This window comes from Bacillus sp. AFS053548 (assembly GCF_002575105.1).
Classification (GTDB): Bacteria; Bacillota; Bacilli; order Bacillales; family Bacillaceae_G; genus Gottfriedia.
The window spans coordinates 16,571-29,531 of the sequence record NZ_NUHI01000088.1; the positions used below are offsets into that span (position 1 = coordinate 16,571).

14 protein-coding genes are annotated in these 12,961 nt (G+C 33.1%); all 14 read right to left on the minus strand.

Translation table 11 applies throughout. The annotated features are described in order from the left end of the window. Window positions 1–46: 46 nt before the first annotated feature. A complete protein-coding gene (locus CN946_RS22565; RefSeq protein ID WP_069032426.1) occupies window positions 47–496 on the minus strand; it encodes a dCTP deaminase domain-containing protein in 450 nt (149 codons plus the stop codon). 122 nt (window positions 497–618) lie between these two features. Beyond that, window positions 619–1,443, minus strand: a complete 825-nt coding sequence (locus CN946_RS22570) for a GNAT family N-acetyltransferase (protein ID WP_098863087.1) — start codon at window positions 1,441–1,443, stop codon at window positions 619–621. A 98-nt stretch (window positions 1,444–1,541) separates the two neighbouring features. Further along, window positions 1,542–2,606 (minus strand): undecaprenyldiphospho-muramoylpentapeptide beta-N-acetylglucosaminyltransferase, encoded by a 1,065-nt coding sequence (locus tag CN946_RS22575; RefSeq protein WP_098863088.1) that lies wholly within the window; start codon window positions 2,604–2,606, stop codon window positions 1,542–1,544. 384 nt (window positions 2,607–2,990) lie between these two features. Further along, window positions 2,991–3,848 (minus strand): hypothetical protein, encoded by an 858-nt coding sequence (locus tag CN946_RS22580; protein ID WP_098863089.1) that lies wholly within the window; start codon window positions 3,846–3,848, stop codon window positions 2,991–2,993. Between the two features lie 126 nt (window positions 3,849–3,974). Beyond that, a complete protein-coding gene (locus CN946_RS22585) occupies window positions 3,975–4,379 on the minus strand; it encodes a MaoC/PaaZ C-terminal domain-containing protein (protein WP_098863090.1) in 405 nt (134 codons plus the stop codon). Beyond that, entirely contained in the window at window positions 4,376–4,825 is a 450-nt protein-coding gene (locus CN946_RS22590; protein ID WP_098863091.1) for a MaoC family dehydratase N-terminal domain-containing protein, read from the minus strand. Before CN946_RS22590 ends, CN946_RS22585 begins: the two co-directional genes overlap by 4 nt. A 19-nt stretch (window positions 4,826–4,844) precedes the next feature. Further along, a complete protein-coding gene (fabG, locus tag CN946_RS22595; protein WP_098863092.1) occupies window positions 4,845–5,603 on the minus strand; it encodes a 3-oxoacyl-ACP reductase FabG in 759 nt (252 codons plus the stop codon). A 17-nt stretch (window positions 5,604–5,620) separates the two neighbouring features. Beyond that, window positions 5,621–6,799, minus strand: a complete 1,179-nt coding sequence (locus CN946_RS22600) for an acyl-CoA dehydrogenase family protein (protein ID WP_098863093.1) — start codon at window positions 6,797–6,799, stop codon at window positions 5,621–5,623. A 50-nt stretch (window positions 6,800–6,849) separates the two neighbouring features. Continuing rightward, complete coding sequence (locus CN946_RS22605; protein WP_098863094.1) at window positions 6,850–7,830, minus strand: quinone oxidoreductase family protein; 981 nt, start codon at window positions 7,828–7,830, stop codon at window positions 6,850–6,852. 21 nt (window positions 7,831–7,851) lie between these two features. After that, window positions 7,852–8,631, minus strand: coding sequence for an enoyl-CoA hydratase/isomerase family protein (locus CN946_RS22610; RefSeq protein ID WP_098863095.1), 780 nt, complete (start codon window positions 8,629–8,631; stop codon window positions 7,852–7,854). Window positions 8,632–8,655: 24 nt separating this feature from the next. Beyond that, a complete protein-coding gene (locus tag CN946_RS22615) occupies window positions 8,656–9,723 on the minus strand; it encodes a phosphotransferase family protein (RefSeq protein WP_098863096.1) in 1,068 nt (355 codons plus the stop codon). A 31-nt stretch (window positions 9,724–9,754) separates the two neighbouring features. Further along, window positions 9,755–10,156 carry an acyl-CoA thioesterase gene (locus CN946_RS22620; protein ID WP_098863097.1) on the minus strand — a complete coding sequence of 134 codons (402 nt, stop codon included), beginning with the start codon at window positions 10,154–10,156 and terminating at the stop codon, window positions 9,755–9,757. Between the two features lie 79 nt (window positions 10,157–10,235). After that, window positions 10,236–10,805, minus strand: a complete 570-nt coding sequence (locus CN946_RS22625; protein ID WP_098863098.1) for a TetR/AcrR family transcriptional regulator — start codon at window positions 10,803–10,805, stop codon at window positions 10,236–10,238. 491 nt (window positions 10,806–11,296) lie between these two features. Further along, a complete protein-coding gene (locus tag CN946_RS22630) occupies window positions 11,297–12,919 on the minus strand; it encodes a long-chain-fatty-acid--CoA ligase (RefSeq protein ID WP_098863099.1) in 1,623 nt (540 codons plus the stop codon). Window positions 12,920–12,961: the final 42 nt, after the last annotated feature.

Below are 12,961 nucleotides of genomic sequence, written 5' to 3' on the forward strand. Positions count from 1 at the left end.
TTAAAAGAACTCGATCATATCGAGTTCTTTTTTTATTTCTGCATTGTTATTTGCCAGTACTTCCAAAACCACTTACTCGTTCTTCCCCAGCGAAATCATCATCAGCTAATAAGAACTTTTGGAAAACAGCTTGTCCAATTCTCTCACCTTTTTGAATGATTACAGGCTCCTTTGATACATTTATTAATTGCATCATGATATGGCCATCGTTTGAAGGATTGCTGTAGTAGTCTGAATCAATAACCCCTACCCCATTTCCTTTCATTAAACCTTTCTTTAACGGTGTAGACGAGCGCACAAATAATGCTAAAAATTCGTCTTTTTGCATATACGCTTTTAACCCTGTACCAACAAGTTTGATCTCGTTTGGATTGATAATTGTCTCTTCAATACATTCGATATCATAACCAGCTGCATGAGTCGTTGCTCTTTTTGGTAGATTCACTCCACAATTTTCAAATCCTTTTGCTACTTCAAAACCTCTTATTTTTTCCAAAACTTTCACCCTTTACCATTTAATCCATTTCTAGTGTAACATAGATATTTTCATAAGGATAAAATTATTGTATTAACATAAAAAAAAGAGGCTGTCTTAAAATACAGACAGTCTCTTACAAATTATTGGCTAATTTTATAATAATCTTGCTTGTTATATTGGCTAAATCCACAATCGATATATAATTTCTTCGCGTTACTATTTTCTAGAGCAACTTCTAAATGAATTTCGTTTCCAATCTCGTTTTCTTTTTGAATGGTTTGGAGTAATGCATTTTTTCCATATCCCCTACCTTGGTATTCAGGAAGTATTGCAAATCCAAAAATCCAACTCTCATTCTTTTCACGAAGCAAACTCATCTTACCAATTTTTTCATCATTTACTTCTATTATAAATAGGTCACGATCTGGTTCATTTAAGATGCGTTGATTGTACTTCTTTGCATCGCTATTTTCAAATCCAAAACATACAACATCTAAATTTGAAATAAATGTGAAATCTAATTGCTCTGCTTTCGTGAATGTAACGATTGGTGTAAATTCTTTTACCTCTTGGTTTTTCCAAGCCATTTGATATTCAGAGAAAGAATAGGTACATTTTTTTTGATTTCGAATAAATTCTTTCGCTGATGCTGAAGCTTCAGGAGCATTTAATAAAATGGTTGTGGCCGGAGCTATTGAATTCAGTGCTTCATTTAACAAACTAGAAAAAATTCCTTTTCGTCGAAAATCTGGATGAACCATACCGCAGATTTCAACTTTTTCTCCAAAATAGTAAGTCGCTAAAAATCCAACTAATTGATTTTCTTCATAGTGAAAAAAATCTTCTTTTATATCTTTTCTTCGATTTCTTAACATTTCCCAGTTTAACTTTAAATTTATTTCATCAAATTTTTCGCATGTATCTTGTAAAATGCTAATTTCTTTTAATTGTTTTTCTGTAATCAAATTTTCCACCTTCTTCTTACATTATTTCTCTTAGTCCCTTTAGGGTAATTCAACAAAAAAGCATTTCTTCCTTTATTTAGAAGAATGCTTTAATCGAATCAATAACTATTTATTTCTTCAAGTAGTACATCAAGTGCATTACTTTGATTTGATGACTTCATATTGGTAACGAAAAAGTCCTTTTTAGTTTGAAGTTCTTCAATTGATTCTTGAAGTGATTTATTCGTTAAATCCTCTTCTTCCATCATTAAAGCAAAGCCTTTTTCTTTAAAAGAATTTGCATTTAAAATTTGGTCTCCCCTACTTTGATTTTTCGTAAGTGGGATGATTAACATCGGTTTATGTAACGCTAAAAATTCAAATATTGCATTTGAGCCACCTCTAGTGATAATCATTTGAGATGCGGCCAATACGTCGGCTAGTTCGTCATGAACATATTCAAATTGCTTATACCCTTGAATATTTTTTAAACTTTCATCAACATTTCCTTTACCACATAGATGAATAATCTGATACTTTTTCGTTAGATCCTGTAATGATTCTCTAACAGTTACATTAATTTTCTTTGCACCTAAACTTCCACCCATAATTGTTAATATTGGTATATAACTTTTAAAATTAAGGAATTCTAAGCCCTTTTGTCTTGAGCCATTTAATAGTTCCTTTCTAATTGGAGAACCAATTACTGTTGTTTTATTTTTTGGAAAATAATTTTTTGCTTCTTCAAATGACGTGAAAATTTTGGTAGCAAATCGCTGAGAAATTTTATTTGCAAGTCCTGGTGTCATATCACTTTCATGTATAAAAATTGGAATTTTCAATGTGCTAGCAGCAATGATTACTGGTACAGAAACAAAGCCACCTTTTGAAAAAACTAAACTCGGTTTGATTTTTTTTAATACTCTTCTTGCGTCAAGACAGCCTTTTATTACTCGAAACATATCGATAATATTTTCAAAATCTATATAACGTCTTAATTTTCCGCTTGAGATCCCGTAATAAGGTATATCAATTTTATTTATTAGTTCCTTTTCAATTCCTTTTTTAGATCCAATGTAATGGATATCCCAATCATTTTTATTTAATTCATTTATAATGGCGATATTTGGTGTCACATGCCCCGCAGAGCCGCCACCGGTAAATACTATTGTTTTCTTAGACATATTAACTCCTATCTATTTTTTTTAACTAATTAGCTTAATCACAAAATTTCACAAAGCCCATACTCCGACCAAAATAGCCTACTGGAATATCATTATCGCCCCCACTATTTAACACTTTATTTATTCTCAATTTTATATCTTTATGAACTTTCATGGCTAAAAAATGCATAATTAGGTAAAGTATTCTATAGATAAATTCACCAAATCAGAGTGTATTTCCTCCAAAAAGCAAAAATGCATTACTTCACTTTAAAGAAGTAATGCATTTACTCTGTGCAAAATAATTTGACAACTAACGCCATTTTGTTCAATATCAAATATTTGGCTAATATATCGAATAATTAAGACAGTGCCCCCCGAATTCAAGAATTAAATCAACTAATACTATCTTTTATCATTAGGATCAACTTCAAACCACTCTGACATTGATAAGTTGGTAGTAGAGTCTTCCCAATCATCAATTGATAAATCAGAAAAGTCCGTTTCTAATAATTGTTCAGATGTCTTCTTCTTTTCATTAGAGACGTTACCATGATTGTTATGTTCGTGTTTTTCTTCATTATGATTTGTAAAATCAGATGATAATTCCGAATAATTTTTTTCATTAAAACTCGTTAATCCCGCTGTTATGCCGCTAGATTGACTTTCGTCCATTGTACTTGCAGAATACTGGTTTATATTTTGATTATTATACTTTTTCCTATTAGCTACTCTTGAGTTATGTTGCTTTTCCTCGAAATCTTCATGTTCATGTTCATGATGCTCTTGTTTTTGTTGATGATCTTCATGCTCATGATGTTCTAGATGTTCTTGATGTTCTTGATGCTCTTTATGGCCATCATGTTTAGGCTCAAAAATACTTGCTGAAAAATCCTCTACATTATGGATTAGATTTTCAGCCCAATTTGGATGATCAGATTGGTGTTCATGAGTATTGTGATGCTTTTGATGTCTGTTTTGCTCTTGATGTTCTTGATGCTCGTTTTGCTGGTTATGACCTCTATCTTGATCTATATTGTGGTGTGAGCTTGATTCATTTTCACTGCTAATCATTGATAGTGTAGTTTTTAATTCTTTTTCTATATTAACAATTTGATGGTCAAAATTATGTAATTGCTTTTTAATTTCGTCCATATGAGACTCTATTTCATCTATTCTTTTGTTAACCTTATGCAAATTTTTTTGGTGTTCATTTTTTTTCAAATCAAATTGCTCTAATAATTTATCAAATGAAAGATCCATTTTTCTCACCTATTTCGTTTTTTAATATTATGTGTTAATCCACTCTATCCAAATCCTATTTAATGTAAAATTAACATTATAAAATACAAAAGGGACTCCTTTTAGAAGTCCCAATTAGATTCAGTATCATTCATATAATTTAAATAAAATTTTACCAGTAATAACTGATACATCGTTCTGATTCTTTGCATTTACTTTAAAATGTAGTAAGTTTTTATCAACTTTATCAAGTGTTGAATTTAATGTGATGACATCATTTAGAAATACCATATTTTTAAATCTTATGGAGTAAGTTTCAATAAATCCAACTTCTAAATAATCTGAAAAAAGTTTAGCTAAATTCCCCATTGTCCACATGCCATGTGCAATAATTCCAGGTAAACCAGCTTTCTTTGCTTCCTCATCAATTGTATGAATAGGATTATAATCACCTGATGCACCTGCGTATTTTATTAAATCAATTCGCGATACTGGTTCAAGTACGACAGGTTTCAACGAGTCACCAATTTGTAAATCTAATAATACCGTCATACCGTTAGCACCTTCCTAACCTCTTCAGTTATAATAACAACTGATTTAGTAGTAAATATAATATTGCCTGCTTGATCTTCTCCATTATCTGATAGTACTAAAAACCCCATAAACCCGTGCCCACCACGTTTTTCATAATAATCCTTAATTTCTGTATAACAATTAATGGTTTCGCCAACTAAAAGTGGCCTTTTATATTCAAATGTTTGCTCACCATGAATTAGACCAACATTAGGTAGGTTAAAACTTTCTATTTTCCCATAGTCAAATACTCTTGGAAATGTCGTCGGAGCAATATTTTGTCCATATCTAGATTGTTTTCCGTATTCTTCATCAACATAAATTGGATGTAAATCCCCAACTGCTTCAGCAAATTTTTTCACAGCAGCACGTTCTACAGTATTTTTTACTAAATTAGAGCGTTTACCAATGAACGATTTAAACATTAAATTCACCTCATTTTTTTTAAGCTTTAGGTCCACCTGCAACATATAAAACTTGCCCATTTACATAGGAAGACTTTTCATCAGCAAAGAAAGCAACTGCATTTGCAATATCCTCTGGTTTACCTGTTCTTCCAGCTGGTATTTGGCTTAAACTTGCCTCGACAAGTTGTTCAAAAGTAATACCGATTCGATTTGCTGTTTCCTTCGTCATTTCAGTTTCGATAAACCCTGGTGCCACAGCATTAGAAGTGATTCCATATTTACCAAGTTCAATTGCAAGTGTTTTCGTTAGTCCTTGTAAACCGGCCTTTGCAGTTGCATAGTTTGATTGGCCACGGTTACCAAGTGCAGATGTTGACGAAATATTAATGATTCTTCCATATTTTTGTTTAACCATATAGGCTTGTGCAGCACGTACAACATTAAAAGCTCCTTTCAAGTGCACATCCATAACAGTATCCCAATCTGAGTCTGTCATTTTAAATAATAAATTATCGCGAATAACACCTGCATTATTGACTACAATATCTATTGAACCAAATGTATCATGTACCTCTTTCATAGCAGTTTCAACTTCATCGGAAATTGTAACGTTTGCAACTTTAGTGTATATTTCATACTGTTTAAATTCAGAAGCAGTTTGTGATAGTGCTTCTTCATTCACATCAATAATGGCTACTTTTGCTCCTTCTTTTGCAAATAATTCTACAATTCCCTTTCCGATTCCTCGACTACCGCCTGTTACAAAGGCTACTCTACCTTCAAATCTTCCTGCCATTTTCCTCTCTCCCATCTTTAAACGTATTGTCCTAATTTAACATGTCCTTTTAGTAAATTACGTGAAATGATCAAGCGCTGAATTTCATCAGTTCCGTCGTATATTCTCCATAATCTTGCTTCACGGTACCATCGTTCAATGGGAAGTTCTTTTGTATATCCGATTCCACCATGAATTTGAAGTACACGGTCAACAACTCGATTTCCCATATTCGAACCATATAGTTTCGCCATTGATGCTAAATGTCTATTGTCTTCTCCTTGATCGAGTGTATATGCAGCATTTAACACAAGCCATTTGGCAGCTTCTATTTCAACAGCAGAATCCGCTATTTGCCATTGTATAGCTTGTCTTTCGGCAATTGGTTTTCCGAATGTTTCCCTTTCTTTTGAATAGTCAATGGCCATTTGTAATAAACGTTCAGCAGCTCCAACAGCTGTGGCCCCTACAATCCATCTTGCAAATCCGATCCATTCAAGTCCTAAATTATATCCACCATTTAATTCACCCAAGATATTTTCTTCAGGCACACGGACATTATCAAATACTAAACCAGCTGGTCCCCATTCGCCCATTGTATGAATAAATTCAGATTTCCAACCCATGTCCCGGTCGACTATAAAACAAGTTACACCATCTCTTCCACCAGTTTTTTGATGTCTTTCTTTATCCGTAATTGCAATGACCATTACAAAATCCGCTTCGTTTCCACCTGTAATAAATGTTTTCTCACCGTTTAATACCCATTCATTCCCATCTTTTATAGCGGTCATTTTAATGTTTTGAGTATCAGAGCCCGCATTAGGTTCTGTCATAGCAAAGCATGACTTTTTCTCACCATTTATTGTAGGAATAAGGTATTTCTTTTTTTGTTCTTCGTTACAATAAAATAAAATATTATCCGCGTAACCACCAAATTTAAAAGGAACGAATGTTTTTGAAATTTCCATATAAATAATCGCTAACATCATTTGACCTAAATCAGCACCACCATATTCAGTTGGTGTATTAATTCCCCAGAAACCAGCTTTTTTTGCTTTTAATTGAAGCTCCTTTTCAAGTGCGGGATCTAAGCTTGTTCTACCTTCACGCTCATTTCTAAGTACTTCATTTTCTAAAGGGATTAATTCTTTTTCAACAAATTTTCGAATTGTTTTTTGAATCATTTTTTGTTCGTCAGTCAGGCGTAAATGCATTTAAATTTCCCCCGTTTCATCTGATCAAAGTTTTTCATATCAAAAATCCATTATTTTCTCGGCTCTAAAATCACTTTTCCAACAGTTTTTCTTGATTGCATTATCGTATGGACATTTGCTGCTTCACTTAATGGAAATACTTCTCCAATCGTAATTTTTAATTTCCCTTCAGCTAAAAAAGTAAATAACTCTTCTAAGCTTTGTTTAATTAAAGCCTTTTTTCTCAAAAGAGGTGGTAAGAAAAAACCAATTACTGATTGATTTTTTGCCATTAAAGAGGAAGGGTAAAATTTACTTTGCTGGCCACTTGCCACACCATAAATAACTAATCTTCCGAAATAAGCTAAGCAATCTAACGTTTTATAAAAAACATCGCCACCTGCCATCTCTAAGGCAACATCTACACCTTTTCCATTTGTAGCTTCAAGTACTTTTTGTTGCCAGCCTTCTTCTGAATAATTGATTAATACATCTGCGCCCATCTCTTTAGCTAGCTGTAATTTTTCGGCTGTACTTGCTGTAGCGATTACTTTTCCGGCTCCAAATAGGTTAGCTAATTGCACTGCTAACGTACCTAGACCTCCTGCTGCCGCATGAACTAAAACGGTTTCTCCTGGTTCTAACATACCCATTGTTTTTAAGATATGGTAAGCACTTAATCCTTGGACGGGTAATGCAGCGGCTATTTTAAAATCCATTTCATTCGATAAAGGAATAATTGATCGCTCATCTGTCAAAGCAAAGTCTGAATATCCACCACATTCCAACATTGAAACAACTCGATCACCAATTTTTACTGAAGTAACCTCATCTCCAATTTCCACTACGACTCCAGCAACTTCAGCACCAGGTACATATGGCAAAGTAGTTTTGACTACATATTGATTTTCTCTTCGCGCTGTATCAGCATAATTGACACCTGCTGCATGCACTTCAATTAATACTTCTTTTCCCTTTGGTACTGGTCTTTCAAGTTCTACTTTTTCTAATACCTCGGGACCGCCAAATTGTTTAAATTGAATTGATTGCATCGTAAACATCCTTTCAGTTTTTTATTTACCGGTAAAAATCGCTTTTCTTTTTTCTTTAAATGCAGCAACACCTTCTTGATGGTCTTCAGTTGCTACCATTAATGGCTGAGTAATTCTTTCAAGTTCTAGCATTTCATCTAAAGTTGATGTAAAAGATTGATTAATTAATTTTTTCATCATACCATTTGCTTTTCCAGGTCCTGCCGCTACAATATTTGCAAATTTCACTGTTTCTTCAGCTAAATTTTCAGGTGGTACAAGTGTGTTAATCATACCTAGCTGATACATTTTTTCAGCAGGAACTGGCTCTGCTGTATAGAAAAACTGTTTTGCTAAATATGGACCGATTAACCTTGGTAGGAAATAAGAACCGCCTCCATCTGAGATTAATCCAACTTGAGAGAAGCTTAATGCAAATTTACTATTGTCTGCTGCTATGATTAAATCACATGCTAAAGCCAAGTTAAAACCAGCACCAGCTGCAAATCCATGAACGGAAGCAATTATAGGCTTTTCGATTTCACGAATCGTTTTAATAACTGTATTTAGGATTCCGATATGCTCATATACTGCATTTGGAGTGACTTTTCCCATCGTTTTTACATCTCCACCTGCTGAAAATGAACGACCTGCACCATTTAGTACAATTGCTTTAATTTCCGGATTCATTTTTGCTTGATTAAGCGCTTCAGTAATACCATTTAACATTTCATAACTAAAAGAATTTAGACTTTCGGGCCTATTTAGCGTTAAAGTTAAAATCCGCTCATTAACTTCTACTAATAAATGTTGTTTACTCATTTATTACACTCCTTTTATATGAATCTATTTAACAGCTATATCATTGGCAATCCTAATCAGATTTTCTGCGAATTGGTCAAACTTTGCAAAACGCTGATCACTTGTTTGACCTGCTTTAAATCGATAGAAGATTTGTTGAACAATTACTGCTAATTTAAAATAAGCGAAAGCCATATAGTAATGTATGTTTGATAAATCTCTGCCACTTTTCTTTGCATACGCCTCAATAAATTGATTTCTTGTAATAAATCCTTCTTGAATCGTAACAGGGGGCTTACCTAATCCAAATTTTAATAAATCTGGATCATCATTTTGAATCCAATAGCATAAAGCGACACCTAAATCAGCTAATGGATCACCAATTGTGGTCATTTCCCAATCAAACAGTCCAATCATTTCTTTTAAATCATGACTAAACATCGAATTATTCAATTTAAAATCATAATGAATGATTGATGAGTGATTATTTTTTGGAACATTATTAATTAGCCAACTCATTAGTCGATCAACCTCGGCAATTTCACTAGTCTTTGCCCTGTTATAACGTCCAATCCAGCCATTAACCTGTCTTTCCATAAAATTCTCAGGTTTCGTTATTTCTAGGAGTTTTGTTTTTGTATAATCAATGGAGTGTAACTCAACCAGCTTATTTACCATTACAGTAGATAATCTTTTACGATCTTCAATTGTTACGTTTAAATGTGGAGGAAATGATGAGTCAAATACTTCACCATTTTTTCTTTCCATAATGAAAAATGGACTACCTACAATTACTTCATTTTCTGAATATAAAATTGGCTTAGGTGCAGCTGTAAAGTTTGGATGTATTTCTGATAAAATACGAAATTCTCTTTTCATATCGTGTGCTTTTGGAGCAACTGGGCCAAGTGGCGGCCGTCTTAACACAACTTCCCATTCCCCAATTTTTAGTAAATAGGTTAAGTTTGAATGACCTGCTGAGAACTGACGAATCGCTAATTCTCCATCTGGTAGATCATCAATATTTTTTGCTAAAAATTTATGTAAAACATGAGGATTTAACTCTTCACCTTTGCGAACTAGAATCGTTTCCAATTCTACCTTTTCAGCCATATTACCTCTCCTTTACTTTAGAAAATTCAGTTTATTTTACAACTAAATGCCTTTCTAGCTGTTCTCTAAATAAATTAGGCAGTACTTCACTACGCTGTTCTTTAAAATTAAAAAATACGATAATCGCATTACCTTTAGCGATCATTTGATTTGTCTCTTCACAACAAATTTCATGTTCGAGATGAAAGCTTTTATTTCCTATTTTAGAAATATAGGTCGATACTGATAATTTTTGATTAAAGTGACCTTGATTCACAAAATCACATTTTGTAGACGCTAGAATAAACTTCCAATCATTTAGATTCATTGAATAGCCAAGCGATTGGAAGAATTTAATTCGCGCTTCTTCTAAATAAATAAAGTAACTAGTATTGTTTATATGACCTAATGCATCGGTTTCACAAAATCTAGGGGTAACGGTGAATTTTTCCATAAAACAACCTACCTTTATCAAATTTTTTGGATTTACCAATACTAACTAGTCGGTATGTAAAGGAAAAGGAGACAATAGATTACTCCCCTACCTTAATCCCTTTTAAGATCATTTCTTGGAATGACTTCGCTATTTCAAATGCATTTTTTTGTCCTTCAGCGTTATACCATTCATAACTCCAGTTCATAACACCTAAAATACCGAATGAAACGATTGGTACGTCTAAATCTGACCTTAAATCACCATTTTTAATTCCTTCATTAAGAAGTTTCTCAATATTAAATCTGTATAAATCCCTTTTTGCCTTAATTTCTGTTAAACTTTCAGGATTTAAATGTCTCATTTCACGATAAAATACCTTTGCGCTTGGACCTTGCTTTTTAATGTCCATTAAGCTTAAATAAATGACTTCAAATAGCTTATCTGAAAAGCTTTTATTTGAATCATTAATAACTTCTTCCTGCTCATTTAATACTTCATCAATAAATTGAAGGTGAATTTCCATAAGAAGCTGTTCTTTGCTTGTATAATAGTAGTAAAAAGTTCCTTTTGTCACTCCGATCGATTCGACGATATCTTGAATGGATGTACTCGTAAATCCTTTTTTATCAAATAGCTGTATAGAGTGTTCCTTTATCTTTTGTTTCATTAGATGTCCTCGCAATCTTAAAAATTCAATTGAATTATATCATAGTACAAGGATGGTTTTATCAAAATCCAATTTATTAATGTATATAAATAAGTATGTTTGGTCGATGTCCACTGCAGGATACTCGCTTTTTTGTGGAGCGAGATTCTTGATCCTCCTCGTCACGTTCGTTCCTGTGGGGTCTCAGGCTTCCCGCATATCCCACAGGAGTCGAGCTTGCTTTCGTTCCAATCAACTGTCAAATAAAAAATTAAAACATAAAAACCATTTAAATAAATCATTTTAATTATTTGAACTTAAAAAAATCAATATTTAATTTTAAATAAAATTTCTCTTCCTACTGGAAATTACTCTCAATAATTCTATTAACAAAAATCACAAATATTTCAATAAAAGCCAATTATAAAACTTCTAAAATTACTACTTTATAAACAATTCCAAAAAAATTATAGAGGGCAGTTTTAAAAATTTCACCTTTTCCTATCTACCCATTAGCCTTGATAGATAGAGCTTTCTTCTTCTCTAATAGCTCTTCTTAATATTTTGCCAACATTCGTTTTAGGTAGTTCGTTTCGGAATTCGATGATTCGTGGAACTTTATATGTCGCTAAATGATTTTTGCAGTATTCCTTCATTTCTTCTAAAGTAAGAAGTTTATCTTCTTTAAGTACAATCACTGCTTTAACGGTTTCACCTCTATAGGAGTCGGGTACACCTATTACAACAGTTTCTTTTACGTAAGGATGCTCATAAATTACTTCTTCGATTTCCCGAGGATACACATTAAAGCCACTTGCTATAATCATATCCTTTTTTCGATCTAAAATTGAAACGTATCCATCTTCATCGACGCTCGCAATATCACCAGTATATAACCATCCATCTCTAATTGTATTTGCAGTTTCTTCAGGCAAATTCCAATAGCCTTTCATTACTTGAGGTCCTTTAATAATTAATTCGCCAATTTCACCTACTGGAACTTCGTCTAATCCGGTAGCTATGTCAACAATTTTTGAATCAGTAGAAGGATAAGGGATTCCCACGGTGCCAGGCTTTCTTGCTGCAAATGCTGGATTACTATGAGTCGTTGGAGATGCTTCAGATAATCCATAGCCTTCTAAAATAGTAGCACCTGTCTTTTGTTCAAATTGCTTCATGAGTTCTACTGGCATCGGTGCACTTCCACTATTGCAAAGCTTAATTGCATCGATTCCATATTTTTCAGACTCAGGATGATTTATTAAAGCAATATACATTGTTGGTACGCCTGGAAATAGCGTAGGTTGTTCATTTTTTATCGTATTTAAAACTTCTTCAATTTCAAAACGTGGAAGGATGATCATTTCGTTTGCCATAAAAACACTTAAATTAATACATACTGTCATTCCATAAACATGGAAAAACGGTATGATGGATAAAACCCGCTCACAACCAGGATTGAATGCGCCTTTAAAAAATTCACTTTGCTGCATTATATTTGCGTATAGATTTCGGTGGGTTAGCATTACTCCTTTTGAACGTCCAGTAGTTCCACCTGTGTATTGAAGAATTGCAACATCTTCATGAGAATCAATCGTAACTGGTTTCAATTCTTGATTTCCGCTTTGCAAAAAGCTTTCAAATGATATTCCTTCGTCATAATTCTCTTCTGTACCAGTTAAATTTACTACTATAATTTTCCGTAAATTTGTTTCTTCAATTAACGGTTTTACGGTATGGTACAAACTGTTTAATACAACGATCGTTTCAGTTCCTGAGTCATTTAATAATTCCTTTAGTTCCCTTTCAACAGACATTGGATTTATTTGGGTTACGATACCACCTACAGTTAGAATTCCATAATATGAAATAACATATTGGGGACAATTTGGAAGCATGATTGCTACACGGTCACCTTTTTGAATGCCATTTTTTTGTAAAGCAGAAGCAAATCTCTTTACTGCCGACTGTACTTCTTTATAAGTATTTTGTTTTCCATAAAATGATAGACAAGATTGATTAGGATAGTTTTCGGCAGTTTCATTAAACATTTCTGGAATTGATTTTATCGGAATTGATAGTTCTTTTGCAATATATTCAGGATAGTGAGCTAACCAAACTTTATTTGTTGACATACATAACTCTCCATTTCTGATCATGAATATTGTTTTAAACAA